This is a genomic window from Mesorhizobium sp. M4A.F.Ca.ET.050.02.1.1, from assembly GCF_003997725.1.
Taxonomy (GTDB): domain Bacteria; phylum Pseudomonadota; class Alphaproteobacteria; order Rhizobiales; family Rhizobiaceae; genus Mesorhizobium.
Window position 1 is genome coordinate 21,558 of sequence record NZ_RZSG01000001.1, and the last position, 20,353, is coordinate 41,910.

At 56.9% G+C, this 20,353-nt stretch carries 14 protein-coding genes and 1 pseudogene; 13 read left to right on the forward strand and 2 right to left on the reverse strand.

Annotated elements, in window-relative coordinates; translation table 11 throughout:
- Window positions 1–17: 17 nt before the first annotated feature.
- Both EOA33_RS00100 and EOA33_RS00105 read right to left on the reverse strand, forming a co-directional pair.
- On the reverse strand, window positions 18–1,667 hold the full coding sequence (locus tag EOA33_RS00100) for an ABC transporter substrate-binding protein (protein WP_127404718.1): 1,650 nt from the start codon (window positions 1,665–1,667) through the stop codon (window positions 18–20).
- 59 nt (window positions 1,668–1,726) lie between these two features.
- A complete protein-coding gene (locus tag EOA33_RS00105) occupies window positions 1,727–3,265 on the reverse strand; it encodes a trimethylamine methyltransferase family protein (protein WP_126080626.1) in 1,539 nt (512 codons plus the stop codon).
- Between the two features lie 293 nt (window positions 3,266–3,558).
- On the opposite strand from EOA33_RS00105, the pseudogene EOA33_RS00110 reads away from it, so the two are divergent.
- From EOA33_RS00110 to EOA33_RS00175, 13 genes and pseudogenes are all read left to right on the forward strand, one after another.
- Window positions 3,559–4,485, forward strand: a pseudogene (locus tag EOA33_RS00110) (IS630 family transposase).
- A gap of 1,651 nt (window positions 4,486–6,136) precedes the next feature.
- Window positions 6,137–7,171 carry a thiamine pyrophosphate-dependent dehydrogenase E1 component subunit alpha gene (locus EOA33_RS00120; RefSeq protein WP_206516851.1) on the forward strand — a complete coding sequence of 345 codons (1,035 nt, stop codon included), beginning with the start codon at window positions 6,137–6,139 and terminating at the stop codon, window positions 7,169–7,171.
- A 23-nt stretch (window positions 7,172–7,194) separates the two neighbouring features.
- Entirely contained in the window at window positions 7,195–8,151 is a 957-nt protein-coding gene (locus tag EOA33_RS00125; protein WP_206516850.1) for a transketolase C-terminal domain-containing protein, read from the forward strand.
- Entirely contained in the window at window positions 8,144–8,383 is a 240-nt protein-coding gene (locus EOA33_RS00130; protein WP_164762741.1) for a biotin/lipoyl-containing protein, read from the forward strand. The genes EOA33_RS00125 and EOA33_RS00130 overlap by 8 nt, the downstream gene beginning before the upstream one ends.
- Before the next feature lie 135 nt (window positions 8,384–8,518).
- Window positions 8,519–9,262: an SDR family oxidoreductase gene (locus EOA33_RS00135; protein ID WP_126080629.1), complete on the forward strand. Its 744-nt coding sequence runs from the start codon at window positions 8,519–8,521 to the stop codon at window positions 9,260–9,262.
- 128 nt (window positions 9,263–9,390) lie between these two features.
- Window positions 9,391–10,461 (forward strand): 2-oxo acid dehydrogenase subunit E2, encoded by a 1,071-nt coding sequence (locus tag EOA33_RS00140; RefSeq protein ID WP_126080630.1) that lies wholly within the window; start codon window positions 9,391–9,393, stop codon window positions 10,459–10,461.
- 391 nt (window positions 10,462–10,852) lie between these two features.
- Window positions 10,853–11,626 (forward strand): SDR family oxidoreductase, encoded by a 774-nt coding sequence (locus tag EOA33_RS00145; RefSeq protein ID WP_126080631.1) that lies wholly within the window; start codon window positions 10,853–10,855, stop codon window positions 11,624–11,626.
- Between the two features lie 818 nt (window positions 11,627–12,444).
- Window positions 12,445–14,472: a CocE/NonD family hydrolase gene (locus tag EOA33_RS00150; protein WP_126080632.1), complete on the forward strand. Its 2,028-nt coding sequence runs from the start codon at window positions 12,445–12,447 to the stop codon at window positions 14,470–14,472.
- Between the two features lie 306 nt (window positions 14,473–14,778).
- Window positions 14,779–16,362: an ABC transporter substrate-binding protein gene (locus EOA33_RS00155; RefSeq protein ID WP_126080633.1), complete on the forward strand. Its 1,584-nt coding sequence runs from the start codon at window positions 14,779–14,781 to the stop codon at window positions 16,360–16,362.
- Between the two features lie 15 nt (window positions 16,363–16,377).
- Window positions 16,378–17,316 (forward strand): ABC transporter permease, encoded by a 939-nt coding sequence (locus EOA33_RS00160; RefSeq protein ID WP_126080634.1) that lies wholly within the window; start codon window positions 16,378–16,380, stop codon window positions 17,314–17,316.
- Window position 17,317: 1 nt separating this feature from the next.
- Window positions 17,318–18,211, forward strand: a complete 894-nt coding sequence (locus EOA33_RS00165) for an ABC transporter permease (RefSeq protein ID WP_126080635.1) — start codon at window positions 17,318–17,320, stop codon at window positions 18,209–18,211.
- The gene (locus EOA33_RS00170) at window positions 18,208–19,221 is read left to right on the forward strand and encodes an ABC transporter ATP-binding protein (protein ID WP_126080636.1); all 1,014 of its coding nucleotides are present in this window, start codon (window positions 18,208–18,210) and stop codon (window positions 19,219–19,221) included. The genes EOA33_RS00165 and EOA33_RS00170 overlap by 4 nt, the downstream gene beginning before the upstream one ends.
- Window positions 19,218–20,222, forward strand: a complete 1,005-nt coding sequence (locus tag EOA33_RS00175; RefSeq protein ID WP_126080637.1) for an ABC transporter ATP-binding protein — start codon at window positions 19,218–19,220, stop codon at window positions 20,220–20,222. The genes EOA33_RS00170 and EOA33_RS00175 overlap by 4 nt, the downstream gene beginning before the upstream one ends.
- The last annotated feature ends 131 nt before the right edge of the window (window positions 20,223–20,353 follow it).

The following is a 20,353-nucleotide window of genomic DNA, read 5'->3' on the forward strand; positions in this document are numbered from 1 at the left end:
GTGCTCGACTGGAGCCTTCAGGCGGCGAGCCAGACGTTCTGCAGATCCATTTGAAACGTCGGGTAAATTACGTAGTTCTGGACCTTTTTGTTCATGTGACCGAAGAGGCTTTGCCAGAACGGCTGGATGATCACTCCGGAGTCCTGCAACACGTCCTCGATGTTCTTCATAAACTCTTTGCGCTCGGCAGCGTCACTCACGGAGAAGGCCTTCTTGAGCTTGGCGTCAAACTCGGGGTTTGAATAAGCGGTCTCATTCCAGGCTTCGCCAGTGCGATAGGCCAATGCAAGAACCTGAACGCCGAGGGGGCGCATGTACCAGACGGTCAGCGAATATGGGTACTTTGACCAGTCATTCCAGAATGTCGAACCCGGAAGCACAGTACGTTTGACCTTGAAACCGGCCTCGCGCAGCTGGGCCGCGATGGCGTCCCCGGTGTTTTTCTGCCAATCCTCGTCGATCGAGATCAACTCATGCTCGAAGTCTGTATGTCCGGATTGAGCAATGAGTTTCCTCGCGCCCTCTACGTTCCGGCTCTTTTTGGGCAGAGCATAATATTCCGGATGAATTGGGCTGACGTGATGGTTTTCGCCGACCGTTCCCCGCCCTGCATAGCCGAGTTGAAGGACAGCGTTGTTATCGACCGCCATCTGCAGCGCGTTTCGGACCTTCTTGTCGTCATATGGTTTGTGGGCGGTGTTGGTGCGGCACACGAGCGTCGTTGCCGTTGCGACTTCCGATTTTACCAGGTCCATCTTGTCCAGAATGTCGATGAAGTCAGCCGGAGTCTCCAGATTGAGATCGACCTCCCCGGACTCGAAAGCAGCCACCGTCGCCTGGAAGTCGGTCCCATAATCGACGAACTGCACGCCATCGAGCAACGCCTCGCCGCCCCACCACTTGCCATCCTGCCGGCGTTTGACTTCAGCCTTGCTGCCGACCAAGTAGGATACCAGTTCAAATGGACCCGTCCCAATCGGCTTCGTGACTGGGTCGGCGCCGCCGGCATCGAAACTGGGGTGGACGATCAGCCCGGGATAGTCGGTGAAATTCGCGATTATGGCGATGTCGGGGTCGCTTAGCTCGAGTTTGACGGTATAATCATCGACCTTGACGATCGCTCCATCTCTCGCCTTGCCGTTCTTGGCATCGATAAGCCCCCCGACACGAGCGGCCATCGAGTTGCCCGAGACGCCCTTCTCGCACCACCGGGTTATGTTGAAGATTACGTCATCGGCGTCGAATGTATCGCCGTTGTTCCAGGTGACGCTCTTCCGGACGTGGAAGACATACTCCGTCGCGTCCTCATTGATCTCCCAGCTTTCCAGCAGAACAGGTTCGAACGTGAACTCATGTGTGTAACGGACGAGCGGCTCCAGCCAGCAACGAGAGATGTTGGCAAGTTCCACCCAGTCATAGGTACGCGGGTCTTTCTGCGCCTTGACGGGCATTGAGACGCGCAGAATTCCGCCCTTCTTCTGTTCAGCGGCGCGCACCGATTGGGGAAATGCCACGCCGATCAGGCTATAGGCCATCGCACCCGAGGCGCCGAATGTACTTGCAAGCGCAAGGAACTCACGCCGGTCCATCGTGCCTGCTTTGACCTCGCTCGCCATCTTATCGATGGAAGCTGGAACGCGATCCCCATTGCTTCTGAAAAACGCCATGTTTCTTCTCCCTAATTTTATTGTTCCCGGTCCATTTATTCATGGGCGCCTGGCTGGACTTAGGCGAGGCTCGGGGAAATATCCTCCTGGCGTTTCGCCACAAACGCATCGAGTTCCTCGCGGACGGCAGGGTCCATCGGCGGCTGCTCGTAGCTCGCGATGATTGCTGTCGCCTTCTCCCTGCAGCGCTGTGCCATGTCCTTGGAACCTTTGACCTTCCACTGCTCGTAGCTTAGGTAGTCGAGGATCTCCGGCGCGATGAACGCGTCCTTGAAGCGCTTGAGCGTGAAGGAATCTCCGAGATAGTGGCCGCCGGGTCCGATGCGGCGGACGGCTTCGAGCGCATCCTCGAAATATTCGAATGATATGCCCCGCGCGTATTTCTCGATGAGCAGGTTCTGTTCAGCATCGGCGATGAACTTCGCCATGCAGCACACCAGACCGGCTTCATCCCAGCCGCCGGCATGCATCATAAGGTTGGAGCAGGCGCTGGCGCCGGACATGTAGGCGATGGCTGATTCATAACCGGACTGGGCATCGAAGGTTTTGGCGGAGGATTGAGACGCAGTGGTTCGCCACGGCACGTTATAGCGCCTTGCCAGTTGTCCGATGACGGCGTTGATCAGAGTAACTTCCGGCATGCCGGACATGGGGGCGCCGCTGCGCATCGACACCGAGACGGAATATTGACCGTAGATCATCTTGGCGCCTGGCGCGGCAAGCTGAGTATAGGCCAGCGCGGCGAGCGCCTCCGCATTCAACTGGGCGATCGTGGCGGGGATGTCGGCGGGAGTGTTGGCGGCGCCGAGCACGAATGGAGACAGCAGCACGACCTGGTTCGCGTCGGCGAAGGCGCGAAGCCCTTCCAGCATGGTCGAATCCCAGACAAGCGGCGAGTTGCCCGACACGTGACCGATCATCACCGCGTTCTGATCCATGAATGCCTTGCCATGCACGATCTGGCCCATCGCGATCGAGTCGTCGGCACGTTGCTTTCCGGTCGTCAGACCGAAGAAAGGCATGTTGGTTTCCACCAGGCTCGAATGATTGATGTGCAGATGGCGCCATGGCACGGCGATGTCGGTCGGCTCGCAGGTGAACCCGCCCGCGATATGGAAACCGGGCAGCATCTGGGTCAGCCGGTTCATGTTCCGGAGATCCTCGATCGTGGATGCGCGCCGCACGCCCTGAAGATCGCGGATGTTTGGCGCACCCTGCATGACGCCGAAAGTCATTGTATCTGGCGCGATCTCGAAACGCTGTGACGGATCGCGAGACGTCATTTCAAAACGGGAAGGGGCCTTGGAGATGAGATCCATGACCATGTCGGCCTCGAGGCGAACGCGGTGTTCACGGACATCCGCCCCCGCCTCTTTCCACTGCCTGATCGCTGTCTCATCTCTGAATTCGATCCCGATCTCGCGTAGGATCGCCAGCGAAGCCTGATGAATGCGCTCAAGCTGTTCGGCGTTGACGGCCTCCACAGGTCGAATTCCGTACTTGATAGTCGAGACACGCGGCCTTCTTTCAGCCTCCCGTGCCGCAACCACCGAAGACCGGCCTCCGCGGCGTCGGTTTGCGGGAACGTCAGTGTCCATTCAGAGCCTCGCCCGCGATAGCGGAACGACCGGCGTCCCGCATTAAAACACTCGTGGCCCCGCCGTCTAAGAAGGCGTGCCGGATTTGTATCTTGCTGATGATAGGCGCGGGCAATAGCCTTGAGAATGCGCAAAAGGTTTCGCTAGTCTTAAACCCACTTTATGTCCAAGTCCCTCGGGCGAAAGCTTTTTGCGATCCCATCACACCACTAGAGCAGTTCGCGTTTTATCTGATTCGGGATTCCCAAGGATGAGCAAATCAGATTTGATGTTCTGACCGTTGGAGGTCGGGACTGACGAAGGCTTATTCGATGGATCTTCGGGAGCGAGCACTGGCCCGACTTGAAGAGGGCGAGACGAGCCGTGAGGTAGCTGCGGCTCTGAGGGTGGCGGTGTCGAGCGTGATCAAGTGGGCGGCGCGCAAGCGTCGCCTTGGCAGTGCGGCACCTGGCAAGATGGGCGGTCACCGGCCCTATCTGATCGATGGGAGCATCGTGCTTTCGTCCTGGGCTAGGTCGAGCGAGATGCCAACGTGACGCTTCATCAGTTGACGGCGGCACTGGCTGAACGTGGTCTCATCATCCACCCTGCGAGCGTCGGTCACTTCCTGCATCGCGAGGGCAAGAGTTTTAAAAAACCCATTCTGCCGGCCGAGCAGTTCAAGCCCAAGCTGATGCGCCGGCGAGCGCAATGGATGCGCTACCAGACCCGCATTGACCCTACGCGCTTGGTCTTCCTGGATGAACCATGGGTCAAGACAAACATGGCGCCATTGCGCGGCTGGGGTGTGCGCGGCAAGCGGCTGATGGCCCACGCACCATATGGCCATTGGAAGACCATGACCTTCATCGCCGCGCTACGCCATGATCGGGTTGGAGGCGCCTTGGGTCATTGACGGCCCTATCAATGCGCAGGCCCTCCGTGCCTATGTCGCAACCGAGCTCATCAAAGCCCTGAAGCCGGGGGACATCGTCATTCTCGACAATCTCGGTTCCCACAAAGGCCAAGCCGTCCGCGATATCGTCAGAGCTGCTGGGGCGCGGCTCTTCTTCCTGCCGCCCTACAGTCCAGATCTCAATCCAATCGAGAAGCTGTTTGCTAAGCTCAAGCACTGCATCCGACCGTGCCGCCAAACGATCACAACGCCATCGCCCACACCCCAGGTCAGCCCAAACGAATGCAACAACTACATGGAAAGCGCAGGCTATAAGTCAACCTAAATGCGAACTGCTCTAGGACTGCAGAACCTGTGGACGTCGTTCCGCTATTCCTCTCGTGCCGTTCGGACTAATGCTGCCCGGGCCGGCCGCGTACGGTCGTTAGGCTCCCCCTTTCCAGGCGCGTATGGGATGGACTTTCGCGATCCCTCGCTGCGGGCATCGTGTCAGCGCAAAAATTGAATGCTCCTACGAGCGGCTTTAAGCTTGTCATGAAGATGGTCTATGTCGGGCAGCAATCTTTCGCCTGTCAAAGCACTAGCGTCTGGAATAAAGAGCGGCTGATTGCAGTAGAGTTCTTCGAACAGGCCTGAGAATTGAACCATCTGACCAGGAAGTGGCATTCAAATCGCGATTGCGGCGTGGTTGCTTGCGCATTCCGTGCCCTCATTGGCAAATAGCCGTTTGGACGGACAATTGAAGGTGCGCCCATGCATCGGCACGATCGACCTCGGAGCGTTTCTATCACGACTCGCGGCTGTTTGAAGATGTCCTTGGGTAAATTATGAACAAGGGGAAAGGTTCTCGACATGACGTTGCCCGATCAGTTCAAGCGCACTGTAGTCATTGCGGTGGATTTACATGACTGCATCGAAGCGGATGGGGCATGGTCGATCTACAATCGAGAAGAGCTGCTGCGGAGTGCCAAGACAGCTCTCCGATGCATGCCGTGCAGCGGGGCTGCCTATTGTCTATACACAGAATTGGTATGATCCAAGAGGAGTAGACGCGCTACGTCACGAGGCTTTGAACGGCGGACGCCCATCACATAGCGTCGGGCAGGCTGCCGAGATTCATCGTGGACCTGAAACCGGAAGCTAGCCTTGTACGAAAGCAGCGTCCCAGCGCGTTCTACAACACGAATTTGGAGATTTTGCTGCGCCGATTGAATGCGGACCATCTTATAATGTTCGGAGCTTAAGCGAGGTTTGTTTGGAAACGACAGTGTGAGACGCGATTTCGCGCGACTACCGCATCAGGATTTTCAAGGATGCCTGCGGCACCGCGACTGAACTGATGCATATGACGCCATGCTTGACTTGGCCAACTGGCTTTACGCAGGCTCGGTGATCACCGCGGACAACCTAAAGAGGGCTCTGGAGGGTATGCCAACAAGGATTGGCGCTTCGATAGGCCCACTGCATTTGCTTACACACTGGAAAACGTTAAATCCTCTCTACAGCTCCCTTTGAGAGAGACGGCCTCTCAATTGGAAGCCTTTTAAGCAGGCCTATCGCGAAGCCAACCGCCGGCGCGTCAGCCGATCCGGGCAGTAAAAGTTGGGTGGACAGAACTGGGCGGTCAGTTCACGCCGCTGCTGCATAGGGAGGAACCCGGTTCGCGGCACTGCTACAGTTGCCTTTCAGGTTCTGTCATGTGCGGATCTTAACGCGTCACGTTGAGTTCGCTGGCCGCGTTCTCGTACTTCATGCGCGGCCACCGGTCCACGGCGAGAAGCGATTACCTCGGGTGAAGATTGTGAGGCTTGATATCAATCAGGTCTATACCCGACGCCATCCTTTCAGTCTACGAGACGCCCGGAATATGGTTTATTCGAAAAGAGTTATTCTGGGCTTGCGTGCCGCGACAATCTTGGTCGGCGATAGGTATCGAGTAGCCACATCGACAACGGGTTTGACCGGAGTAGATCAACTTGGAACACAAAATAGAGGCGTCGACGTCTAACATTATGCCTGCTCAATTCGCGAGAAGCTTGTATTACGACATGGCGCGTATCAGGCAGTTTGAGAACCGGGTCGTCACCCTAGTCGATGACAACGAGATCGCCGGCGTATGTCACGAGTACAGCGGGCAAGAGGCGGTTGCGGTTGGTATTTGCGGCGCACTCACGACTTCAGACATCGTCACAAGTACCCATCGAGGGCATGGCCACACACTGGCGAAGGGCGGCGACGTTGGCAGAATGTTTGCTGAGCTGCTCGCGCGAACGGGCGGATACAATAAGGGTCGCGGCGGATCCATGCACATTGCTGACGTCGGGATTGGAATATTTGGGGCGAATGGTATCGTCGGCGCTGGAGCCCCTATAGCCTGTGGTGCGGCTCACAAATTCAAAGCTGCTCGCGAAAACCGCGTTGCTGTTTCATTCTTCGGCGACGGAGCAATCAACCAAGGGGTCCTCCACGAGGCGATGAACCTCGCGGCGATTTGGGATCTTCCTGTCATTTTCGTCTGCGAGAACAATCAGTACGCGATCTCGACGCCTCTCAAAGAAGTCACGATCCTAGACCCTTACGTTCGCGCCCAATCCTACGGAATGCCTGGTGTGTGCGTCGATGGCATGGACGTCGAGGCCGTTTATCACGCTGCTCTCACTGCTACGGAACGCGCTCGGACCGGCAAAGGCCCAACGTTCATTGAGTGTCAAACCTATCGCTACTTTGGGCATTATACAGGCGAGCGTCACATGAAGATGAACTATCGATCTCAAGAGGAAGTCGATCGCTGGAAGTTGCGGGACCCTATCAAGATCTGGGCGGCGCGTATGATGGAAAGTGGCTTGTGCGCTCAAGAAGACATTGAAGCTATCGATGCCGAGGTCAACATTGAGATCGATCGGGGCGTCGAGTTCGCTAGGAGCAGCCCCCCGCCGAACCCGGCCGAGGCTCTCGATTGCATGTATGCCGTGCCGTATCCGAACACTCCGGCATGGGGAGTAGAGCCGTGAGACAGCTGAGATTTCTTCAGGCCATGAACGAAGCCTACCATCAGGCCATGGGGGCAGATGAGAGTGTCATGATTATCGGGGAGGACATTCGAGGTGGAATTCGCGGTGAGACGAAAGGCCTCCATGGCGCTTTCGGCGATCTCCGCGTACTCGACACACCCATTTCCGAGGCAGCGTTCACCGGCTTCGCTACGGGGGCGGCTTTGGCCGGTTTGCGCCCAATCGTTCAGTTTCAAGTTCCCTCACTGATTTACGTCGCATTCGACCAGCTAGTCAATCAAGCGGCGAAGATGCGATTGATGTTAGGAGGTCAAGCAAATCTTCCAATCACTTACACGCTTATGGTGTCTGGATCGCGGGGTGGAAACGCGGGCCAGCACTCAGACAATCCCTATCCGTACCTCCTACACGCTGGCTTCAAGGTTGTTTGCCCTTCGAATGCCTACGACGCCAAGGGCCTCATGATCCAGGCGATCCGCGAAGACGACCCCGTCGTTTTCATAGCATCAGCCATGTCGCTTCCGCAAAAGGGTCCGGTGCCGGAGGAAATCTATGCCGTCCCTTTCGGTTGCGGTGACGTTAAGCGTGAAGGATCCGATGTCACAGTCATTGCTATCGGGCATTTAGTGCCCGAGGCTCTAGCTGTCGCTGAGCGCCTCGCCCAGGAGAAAAACATCAGCGTCGAAGTGTGGGATCCTCGGTCTCTCTTGCCGCTTGACAGGGAAGGGCTGTTGAAGTCCGTCAAGAAAACTGGCCGCGTCGTAATCTACGACGACACGAACCGTACTTGTGGGTTCGCCGCCGAATTGAGCGCAATAATAGGGGAGCTGGCGTTTTCATCTCTCAAGGCCCCGATCAAGCGTGTCACGCGAGCTGACGTTCCTATGCCGTTCAATCTTGCGCTCGAAGCTGCTGTTCTGCCGAAGCCGCAGCAACTGGAAGACGCGATCTTAGCCGTAAGGAGCTATGCTCATGTTTGAAGTTCGTATCCCGAAGATGGGTGCATCGACGGTCGAGGTTGATCTTACGAAGTGGTATGTTTCGGTCGGCACCTCGGTCGTTCCGGGTCAGATTCTAGCCGAAGTGGAGTCGGAAAAAACTAACATTGAGATAGAGGCGGAGACCGCAGGCGTGGTTGCCGAAATCCTTGTTGATGAAGGGTCAGCGACGGAAGTCGGAATCGTCATCTGTCGCATCAACACCGGGCAGTAGAAAAGAATCACGGTTCGTTACTTATCTGACTAAACTTCAGAACCTCCGGCGATTTAAGTGCCACTCCTGGCTGCTTACGTCTGCATACCCATTGGTTAGTATTCGGAGTCAACTGCTCGTTGCTGTAGGACTACCATGACGCGGGACAAACGCTTCGAAGGCAAGACGGTTTTGATTACTGGTGGAGCTCGAGGTCAAGGTGCGGCGGAAGCCGTCCAAATCGCAACGGAGGGAGGGCGGGTTGTCATCGGCGACCTCCTAGACGAGCAGGGCGAACAACTTGCAGCGACTATTGGTGAAAAAGCGTCATACGTGCATCTCGACGTCACTAGCGAGCAAGACTGGCGAAGCCTGATCCGCTGTCTGGAGGGGGAGGGGACGGGACTTCATGGTCTGGTCAACAACGCGGCGATTTATGAACCCGTGCCAATGAGGGATTCGAGCGTCGCGCTCTTCGAAAAGCACTTCCGTGTGAATCAGTTGGGTTGCTTCCTCGGTATGCGGGAAGTCTCACCTCTGATCGAGGCATCCGGCGGTGGCGCAATAGTAAACATCTCGTCTGTCGCCGGGATGCGCGGAAGTCGAACTTGTATGGCCTACTCCGCGACGAAATGGGCCCTTCGAGGCATGACAAAATGCGCGGCCCTAGAGCTTGCGCCAGCAGGAATCCGCGTCAATTCTATCCACCCCGGGTGGGTGGAAACCGACATGCTGCTCGCCGAGGATCCGTCCGACAGAGAGCGCCAGTACGCGCTCATTCCGCTCAAGCGGGCCGGGACGGTCGACGAGGTGGCCGACCTCGTTCTCTTCCTGCTCTCGAACGAGAGCCGCTACATTACCGGGGCGGAGATCGCGATCGACGGAGGACTGTTGCTGTGAGCATTTGAGCCTTCTTAGCCCCAACATCCGTTCAGCTCGAAGATTTTTCCGCTTCGTACCCCAAGCAGAGCAGCCCGAACCCGCAAACCGCTAGCCCGCTAGATACCTCAAAAGCCACAGTAGAGCCGATGCCTATCAACGTCAGAATGCCGGCCTTCGTTTCCGATATGGGAGCAGCCACCATTGTAAAATGGATGTTCAACGAGGGGGACGACATAAAGGCCGGAGATGTTTTGGCTCAAGTATCAAGCGGTAGCGATACAGGTGAGATCAAGGCCGCTGCCGGCGGTACTCTGGAAAGGATTGTCGTTCCGGAAGGCGCTAACGGTCTAAAAGTCAGGGACCTGGTCGCCGTTCTTGCCATAAAGACTGAAGCTGGTTCGGTTGCCGCAGCCCCTGGACAACGGTCCGACGCGCCTGGAGGCCCTGCTCCTGCAGCGTCGTCTGGAAGCAAAGGTGCCAAGGACGACGCTGTTCTTAAGCTGTTTGAGGGCGGATCATATGAACGCATACCTAACGACGGGATGCGAAGGACGATTGCACGTCGTCTGCTGACCTCGAAGCAAACCATTCCGCATTTCTATGTCGCAGTGGATTGCGAGATCGATCAGCTTCTAGGACTGCGCTCCCGACTCAACGGTGCGGCGCCTAGGGCCGCGGACGGACTGCCGGTCTACAAGTTGTCCGTCAATGACATGGTGATAAGGGCCTTGGCGCTTGCGCTGCGTGACGTTCCGGACGCGAATGTCTCCTGGACCGAGGGCGCTATTCTTAAACACCAGCACGTCGACATAGGGGTAGCTGTCTCGATCGCAGGCGGTCTGATCACGCCGATCATACGCAAGGCTGAACAGAAAACACTTCAAGTCATTTCCGCCGAGATGAAGGACCTCGGCAAACGCGCGAGAGATCGCAAGCTAAAGCCTGAAGAATATGAAGGCGGCACGACATCGATCTCGAACATGGGCATGATGGGGGTCAAAGAGTTCGCTGCCGTGATCAATCCCCCCCACGCTACGATTCTGGCAGTCGGTGCGGGCAGACAGCATGTAGTCGTCAAGAGCGGTTCAATGGCCATCGCAACGGTGATGAGTGTTACCCTTTCCATCGACCATCGCTGTGTGGACGGCGTGCTCGGAGCAAAGTTGCTGCAGATATTTAAGAGCTATATTGAAAATCCTATGAGCATGGTCGCCTGAGCATGAGGTCCAAGTTTGGCAACTAGACGCTTGCGTTATGGCCGGCGAAGGTAGCGTATTCGCGATCTTGCGCATGAGCGGCTGGACATAAGCTGGGTTTACGGCCAGCGAATCCTTTTGCGCATTCTCAGGACAATTGCTGGCGCCTATCATTGCAAGCCAATTGGCCAGGCTGCCTATACGGGTTGTTTCTGCGGCAGAATGTTGATCCCTGTCGGACGGTGCTGGACAATGTCATTCCGTATCCGTGTCGCGGGGCCGTTTTAGTGATGATAGCCGGCAGAGTGGCACAGACCCGCAAAAGCAACAACGGGCGCCACCCGTATCGGGATCATGATCCCGGTCAATTTATTGGGGCGAGGCCAACATACAAACTTGGATCAAAGGCAGCATGGATTATCTGAAGAAATTCGACCTGTCCGGCAAGCGTGCAATTGTAACCGGAGGGGGGCGCGGTATCGGGCTTGAAATCGCTCACGCTCTCGGCCAAGCGGGCGCGTCAATTGTCATCGCGGACTTGGACGCGAATAGCGCTGCTGCCGCTGCGGCCAAACTCGCATCATGCGGTATCGCGGCAAGTCATCGCGGCATCGATGTGGCAAAGCCGGATGCGGTTACGGCGCTCGCCGACGAACTGAATGCCGAACAGCCGATCGACGTCCTTATTAACAATGCCGGTATAGCCCGGATAACCGAGGCCCTCGACACTTCCGACGCGGACTGGCTGGCAACGATGCGGGTCAATTCGGATGCTGCATTTTGGTGTGCGAGGGCCTTTGGCCGGCACATGATCGCCCGTCGCTGGGGCAACATCGTGAACATCGGATCCATGTGCGGCATGATAGTGACGCAGCCACAGAACAACACCGCCTATATTACCAGTAAGGGCGCCATTCACATGATGACGAAGTCGCTGGCCTGTGCCTGGGCAAAGCATAATGTGCGAGTAAATGCGGTAGCTCCAGGATATGTTACAACAGAGATGACAATTTCCCCGAGGAATGAAAGCTCATTTCAGTATGATCGATGGTTAGAGCAGACTCCGCTGGGAAGAATGGGCGAGTCCCATGAAGTTGCATCCGCGGTGCTGTTTCTTGCCAGCCCTGCATCAAGCTATTGCACGGGAGCCATCCTGTCCGTTGATGGCGGCTATACATGTATGTGAGCGACGGATAATTCATTGGAAGTGACTAACTGCCGCGTCAGTAAGATGTCACTTCAGAATCAATATAAGCGTATCGATTTGGGGGAGTGGAATGTTGGTGCAGGTGCGTCGGGTGCGGAGCCACCTAAGAGCTTAAAATCGTGGCGTGAAGGATAACTTGGACGTTCGGGTTTTAGAGAGAGATCTCGTTGGGGAAAACGGGCCATGGCCTGCTATTTGGCGCATTAACCGCCGCTGATCCGCCTGCATCCGCCGGCCGGTCGCGGTTGCGGGAAGAACATCCGCTGGCTGGCCGGAGTCAAATAAAGTCGTATAGCCGGACGATGCGTGACGATCCTGCGCAACCGCGGAATACGGATCTCCATTGCGAGATTTGTCGGGCTATCACTAAAGGCTGAGAGGTGCCCCAGATAGGCTGATGGGAAGTTGATGGCAAACTAGGCTCGGTGAGGCGACCGGTCTCACGCCACCATGACATCCCGCCGCTCGGGTGTTGGGCCGAGCCTTGACGCGCTCCATGCGAGAGCCAAGTTGACCTAAGTCTGCGCGAAACCTGTCACTCGGGACTAAGGCTAGCGAGCGCAACGTTTGATATGAATCGGCTTTATGCCAGTCGCGAGCTTTTCAGTCTGCGACTCTTCAGCCTCGTCGTCTATTCGAGGTGAGGACGAGGACGGCGCTCGCAACTTGGTCGCCGGTCCCCCTTCGACGAACACGGGTATCCCTGCCACCGCTTTTGTTCCAGCAGGTTACCCGCCGCCTTCTTGCTGAACCTCAAGGGCAGTTCGGCAAGCGCGAACGCATATGAGGATTGGACCATGGATGACATCCGCGTTGTTACCGACTTCCCCCGCAAAGTGCGCGAGATCGAGAATGTCTGGATCCCGATGCCGGACGGGGTAAAGCTCGCTGCCCGCCTCTGGTTGCCGGAGGACGCCGAGGCGGACCCGGTCCCCGCCATCCTCGAATACCTGCCCTATCGAAAGAGGGATGGGACTGTGGAGCGCGACCAACTCACCCATCCATACTTCGCCGGGCATGGCTATGCAGGTGTGCGCGTGGACATGCGCGGTTCGGGTGATAGCGAAGGGGTCTGCAGGGGCGAATATCTCAAACAAGAGCAGGACGACTGTCTTGCCGTGATCGAATGGTTGGCGAAGCAATTATGGTGCTCAGGCAGTGTCGGTATGATTGGCATCTCCTGGGGCGGGTTCAACAGCCTTCAGGTTGCTGCCCGCCGTCCGCCAGCCCTCAAGGCGATAATCTCGCTGTGTTCGACCGACGATCGATACCGGGATGAATGTCACTATTTCGGCGGCGCGCTTATGTGCGAAAATTTGATGTGGGGGGCAGCGGCTTGGGCGATTGCCATGACCCCGCCCGATCCAGCTCTTGTGGGAGAACGCTGGCGTGAGATTTGGGAAGAGCGGCTCAACGGCAACGGGATCTGGCTGCAAGACTGGTTCGCGCACCAGCGTCGGGACGATTTCTACAAGCATGGTTCTATCTGCGAGGACTATTCCAACATCGAGATTCCTGTCTACGCGGTGGGTGGCTGGGCGGACGCCTATCCCAACGCCATCTTGCGCATGCTCGAGAACCTGCCGGGACCTCGCAAAGGCCTGATCGGCCCTTGGGCTCATAAGTATCCTCACATCGCCATGCCCGGGCCTCGCATCGGCTTTCTCCAGGAATGCTTGCGCTGGTGGGACCAGCATCTTAAAGCCATCCACACCGGCGTTGAGGACGAGCCGATGTTGCGCGCGTGGATTCAGGATCCTTTGCCCCCCGCCGCCATCTACGACGAGCGGCCAGGCCGTTGGATCGCTGAGCCTTCCTGGCCGACGGCGAGCATTGTCGAAAGACGGCTGTCGCTCTCACCGGGACTTCTTGCCGAAGGAGATGGCAGTGATGCTGTTCTTACGATCTGTTCACCGTCCACTTCGGGGCTATCATCCGGTGTTTGGTGCGCGTATGGCGCAGTGCCGGACCAGCCCATCGACCAGCGCATGGAAGCCGGAAACGCCTTGGTATTCGAAACCGAGCCTCTTCTGGAGGAGGTAGACCTTCTCGGCTTCCCCGAGCTTGAGGTAACCCTCTCTTCCGACAAAGCAGTGGCAATCCTATCGGCCACGCTTTCGCTCGTGTTTAAGGACGGCTCGGCCACCCGTGTGAGCTATGGCATTCTGAATTTGACCCATCGCCACGACGACCTCGATTTGAAGCCAATGACGCCCGGTAAGGCTGAAGCAATACGCCTGAAGCTGCGGTCTTGCGGGCAACGCTTTGAAAAAGGGCAACGCATAAGGCTCGCCATCGCCACCAGCCATTGGCCTATTGTCTTTCCTAGTCCAGAGAGGGCAAGTCTATCAATACATTGTGCGGCCAGCAGGCTTATCTTGCCGGTGCGCAAAGCGAATGCCGTAGACTCCAAACTTGTACCGTTTCTGAAGCCAGAGAGTGCTCGGCCGATGGCAACAGAGACTATTAAGCCTGGTAAACCTTTCTGTCGCGAGGTAATCACCAACCAAGCCACGGGCGAGACAACTTTCCGGATGGCGAGCGACGCGGGGACCGTGGTGCATCCGCACACCGGAATGGTCATTTCGGCTAAGCACAGTGACACACTTACCATGCATCCCGACGATCCGAGCTCGGCGCGCGGAACCTCCAACTGGGAAAAGTCGTACGCCCGCGGTAACTGGAACGTGCATATTGCGCTCTCGGCCACTGTCCGCGCGCTGCGCGACGTATGGCGCATCGAGACACATATCGTGGCGAAGGAAGGCGACAAGCTTTTACTTGAACGAGACGACGTCAAGGAGTTCGCTCGGGACTTAAACTGACCGGTACTGGTCCCGCTCGGCCGGGGTTCAAATGTCGCTTTTTACAACGAGATAGTAGGTATTGACGCGTTCCAACCAGCAGTGAGGTTCACGCCATCTCCGCAACTTCTGAAGGAAAGAGTGCTGCGTCGGCAACTAGGCCGAGAGCTCATGACATAAACAGAATTTATGCCTGACGGTATCTTTTCCGCCTGCGGCTTGGCTGCCCCATAGTATATTCCAAAGAGAAACACACCCGAGCAAGGAACGCGGGCGCCGCGGCCACGGCAAGACGCCTCGGCAAGTCGCTCGGCAAGGGGAACAGCCATGGAGGACATGATGCAAAGTGTAAGCCGCCGCACCTTTCTTAGGGCAGGAGCCGCGCTAAGCGGTGGCATAATCTCTGCTGGCATGCCCTTGTCTCAAGTCATCTGGGCGGCCGAAGGCAAGGTGCTCGAGGTGCGTTCCAGTGGAGACCTGGTCACGCTGGATCCCGCTTTCCTCGGGCAGGCGGCGGAAGTAGACCTAACAAACTGTATCTATTCAAAGCTCACGCGATATAAGCCCGGCACCGAATGGGGCTGGGAGTTAGAGGCTGCAGACAAGATCGAGCAGGTTGATCCCACGCATATCCGATTTCGCCTCAAGAAAGGCATAAAATTTAGTGGCGATTACGGCGAGCTGACGGCCAAGGATGTTAAGTTCTCTTTCGAGCGCGTCATCAAGCTCAATTCACCCATCAAGCCCCAATGGGGCTCGTTAAATCACGTCGAGGTGGAGGACGACTACAGTGGTGTTATCGTGTTCAACGCGCCATTTGCGGCTGTTTGGCTTGTTCCGCTGCCTTATGCCGTCGGCCAAATCGTTTCTGAGGCTGCGGTAAGGAAAGCCACCAAGGACGGCGGTAATTTCGGTGTGAAGCCGCCAGCATTCTCAGGTCCCTACGTGCTGGCTGACTGGAAGCCCAACCAGTACGCACTTCTCACGAGAAATCCGGACTGGTCAGGCCCCAAGCCGGGCTTCGACGAAATCCGTATCCTGCCTATTCCGGACGCTAAGGCAGCGGAACGTGCTTATCAGGCGGGCGACGTCGATTTCACCGTAGTCGGTTTGGACTCTCTCGCGGCGTTCAAGAGCAATCCGCCCGCCAACACGGAGATCGCGGAAAGGGCATCGACCCGTTATACATGGATCGGCATGAACATGGATCATCCCAAACTGAAGGACATAAATGTCCGCAGGGCGATCCAATGGGCGATCAATGTACCACAGGTTTTAGATACCGCGTATGACGGTCAGTCAATTGCGGCCACGGGTATTATTCCTCCAGGTATCGTTGGGCATCGCGCAAAGACTCTGGTTCCGCCGGAAGGTGATCTCTCAAAAGCCAAAGAGCTTCTCGAGAAGGCTGGGGTAAATGGTTTGACATTGAGCCTCGACTGTACAAACGACAGCCAGACTTCAGCCATAGCTCAGACGGTGCAGGCACAATTGTCCCAAGTCGGAATTTCTCTGGTGGTTAATGCCCGAGATCCCGGGACATTCTGGTCACTCGGCGTGGAGTCTGAGGGAGACAGCTGGAAGGACGTGCAGCTCTTTATTATGACCTTCTCCGGACTGCCGGATCCGTACGACTACGTGACTTGGTTCGTGCAAGATCAAGTGGGTATATGGAACTGGCAACGCTTCCGCAGCCAACGCTTTGACGAGCTAAACGCTAAGGGACTGTCCATTAACGATCCCAACGAGCGGGCAAAGGTTTACGAGGACATGCAGGACTTGATGGAAGATTCTGGCGCATTTCGGTTCCTGACCAATGAGACCAATCCAATCCTATATCGGAAGACGCGAATGAAAGCGGCGATGCGCCCAGATGGAACCCCATTATATATCGATTTCCAGCCGGCTTAAGCTTGAGCGTGAACTGTGTGGATCTATCTACTGAAACGCGTTTTCCTCGCGGTCGCCATTACGGTGATCGCGGTGACCCTTGTGTTCATGATGATCCATGCGGTGCCTGGCGACCCAGCCGTTGCTCTGCTAGGTCCCCGCGCCACGCCTGAAATGATAGCGCACCTTCATCGGGAGATGGGGCTGGATAAGCCGCTTGCCGTGCAGATCGTCATTTTCTTCGAAGGGCTGCTGCAAGGCAATCTTGGTTTTGATGTGTTGAGCCAACGTCCGGTTGCGGACATAATATTCGAGCAACTTCCTTATACTATCGAACTAATCTTCGTCTCGATTTTGTGGGCGGTGGCGATTGCGGTGCCGCTCGGTTGTTATTCGGCCATGAGGCGTAATTCTGTCATCGACCAGATCGTCGCGATCATGGCAGTCGCCACGATCGCGATTCCTTCGTTCGTCATGGCTGTCTACGCACTCCTGATCTTCGCTGTCACGCTCCATTGGTTACCAGCAGTCGGAGCCGGACAGGGTTTTTTGGACGGCCTTGTTCATCTCATTCTGCCAGCCTTCGCCGTCGGGATCGGCTGGGTTGGATACATCTCCCGGCTGGTACGGGCATCCATGATGGAGATCCTGGGTGAAAACCATGTGCGAATGGCCCGTTCCTTCGGCATTTCCGAATGGCGCATTGTTTTGCATTACGCGCTGCCGCTTGCGATCCTGCCGACAGTGACGATCCTCGGCGTGGGCATAGCGTGGTTGCTTTCGTCAGCTGTCTTTATCGAGGTCGTTTTCGCAAGACCAGGTATCGGTGCCTTGATTGTACAGGCGGTCAACACGCGCAACTATGCAGTCGTAATAGGGGCCGTGCTAGTCACCACTGTTGTTACTGTCTTGGCGACGACGGCGTCCGATCTGATCGCTGCCTCTCTTGATCCTCGAACCCGCGAGAAACTTTAGCATGGCGAGCCTTGAAGCGCTCCGCGGCGAAACTGGCCCAGAGCTAGCACCCGGCAGCTTCCGTAAGACGGTGCGGCAACTGCGCAAGAACCGTCTTGGCGTCCTTGGAGCCGCGCTGGTCGCGATCGTTTTCGCAAGCGCGATCTTCGCCCCGATCATCATTACACATGATCCGACCCGCATCATGGTGGGGCCGCGCTTGGCGGACCCGTCACTACTTTTTCTTCTGGGCACCGATCAACTGGGCCGCGACACATTCTCGCGCGTCATGATGGGCGGCCGCGTCCCGCTGCTTGTCGCCTTCGCCTCGCTAGGCAGTTCGCTGGCAGCCGGCCTCGTGCTTGGTCTGATCGCAGGCTTCGGACCGAGGTGGCTGGACAATTTGCTCCTTCTTTTATTCGATACGATCCGCTCCTTTCCGGGCATCATCTTCGCGTTGGCGATTATCGGCTTACTTGGACCCAGCCTGGCCAGCATGATTTTTGTTATCGCAATCACCTCTATGCCCATTTATGCACGGGTCGTGAGGACCCAGACAGAGGCGCTACGCAACAGTGAATACATCGCCGCAGAACGCACTCTGGGCGCTGGCACGATGCGCATCCTGGCAGTGCACGTACTGCCTAATGTTATCGGCCCGCTTCTCATCCTCGTGAGCATGGACGTGCCCGCGGTAATCGCGGTGGAGGCCGGTCTCAGCTTCCTTGGTTTGGGCGTACGTCCACCCACGCCCGATTGGGGAGCAATCCTCAACGACGGCTATAATTACATCCAGCAGACGCCGTGGCTTGTGGTTGGCGGTGGTATTCCAATCGTCCTCGCAACGCTGGGCTTCACATTCCTGGGTGAGGCGCTACGCGACATGTTCGATCCAAAGCTGCGGAAAGATCTATGATACCACACGATCGGTCATCGCAATCGACCACACCCCTCCTGGAGATACGTCACCTCCATCTTGATTTCGGGACACCAGAGGGGCGCATTCATGCACTGCGAAACGTGTCGCTTAATGTCGCAGCCGCAGAGGTGGTCGGCGTTGTCGGCGAAAGCGGATCTGGAAAGTCGACGCTTGCGTATACGGTGATGGGTCTGCTTTCGGAAAATGCCGATGTCACAGGTGGCGAGATCCTGTTTGAAGGGCGAGACCTGCTGAAGATGCCGGCTCAGTCGCAGCGTAGCCTGCTTGGCGATCGACTTTCCATGGTTTTTCAAGATCCAATGACTGCGCTTAATCCTGTGCGCACCGTTGAGAACCAGATGATCGACATCCAGCACCACCAGCAAAAAAGCCGGAGTGAAAAGCGTGCTCGTGCCATCGACATGCTACACCGGGTCGGAATTCCGGATCCGCAAAACCGGATCGGGGCCTATCCGCACCACTTTTCCGGCGGCATGCGTCAGCGGATATGTATAGCCATGGCGCTGCTTGTAAAACCCGTGCTCCTCATCGCCGACGAGCCGACGACTGCGCTCGATGCGACACTTGAAGTCCAGATCATCCATCTGCTCAAAAATCTCCAAAGGGAGATCGGTTGCTCCGTCCTCTTCGTATCCCATCATCTTGGAGCTGTGGCTGAGTTGTGCGACCGGGTCGTCGTCATGTATGCCGGCGAAGTGGTCGAACAAGGCGATGTGCGCAGCATATTCCGCAATCCCGCTCATCCCTACACCCGCGCCCTGCTTGAGTGCGACCCGGGGCGGCTTAAACGAACCACACGCACATTGCCGACCATTTCCGGCGAGGTGCCCAGCCTCCTGGGCTTGAAGAAGGGGTGCATCTTCAGCGCGCGATGCCCGCAGGCATATGATCGCTGTCTCGAGGAACAGCCAGTCGATCGCCCGATCAGCCCAGGGCAGACGGCACGATGCCATCTGCTCGAAGAAAATCGACTAGTTTCGGCATGAGTGCCCTTGTCAGTGTTCGGGACCTCTGCGTCCGCTTCCGCACGATGGGGCCGCTTAAAGCGCTCGCGACCGGGACAAATGCGCCTTTCATCGACGCGGTATGCAGTGTTTCTTTTGAAATTCACAAGGGTGAGACGCTGGCCCTTGTCGGCGAGAGCGGCTCCGGAAAATCCACCGTCGCTCGCACGATGATTGGCCTGCAGCGGGCGGTGAGCGGCAGCATCAGCTTCGATGGGCAGGAACTCACGGACCTCAGTGCGGTAGAACGCAAGCCCTACTTGCGACGCATGGCGATGACGTTTCAGGATCCGATCGGTTCACTTTCGCCCAGGCTGACGGTGCGATCGATCTTGACCGAGCCTTTCCGCATCCATGGGCTGAAGGATCGCGATTTAGGAGCTGAAGCGACGCGCCTCCTGCGGATGGTGGGCTTGCCGGCCGATTTTGTTGGCCGCTATCCTCATCAACTCTCCGGTGGTCAAGCCAGGCGCGTCAGCGTGGCGCGCGCCCTAGCGCTCAATCCGGACTTGATCATCGCCGATGAGCCGACCGCGGGCTTGGATGTCTCGGTGCAAGGCGAGGTGCTAAATCTTCTCACTCGCCTGCAGGACGAACTAGGCATCGCGATCCTGATAATCACGCACAACCTCAATGTAGTGCGCCACATAACTGACCGCATGGCAATCATGTATCTCGGCCGCTTCATTGAAGTCGGCACGACGCAGAGTATTTTCCATCAGCCAAGCCATCCCTATACCGAAGCGCTGCTTGCGGCCAATCCCGAACCGGACCCAGACGCAGTGCTCAACAGGATTGAGCTCAAGGGCGAAGTGCCAAGCGTGATGTACCGGCCATCCGGCTGCGAGTTCCACACCCGGTGTCGTTACGCTCAAGATCGCATCTGTGGCCGCGTCGCTCCCCCATCCTCAGTGAGCCTGCAGGACCCGGAGCACAGCTTTAGATGCCATTTCCCGTTAAGCTCCAAATCGTTGACCTGCTGAACGTTCATCCCTCGCGGAAACTGGGGGCCGATTTGTTTAAAATCTTGGCTGGGCTTAGGCAATTTGTCAGGCGCGAAGCCTTTCATCAGCGCAACAGACCGCGGGTCTGGCGTAATGCATTGGCATTCCAT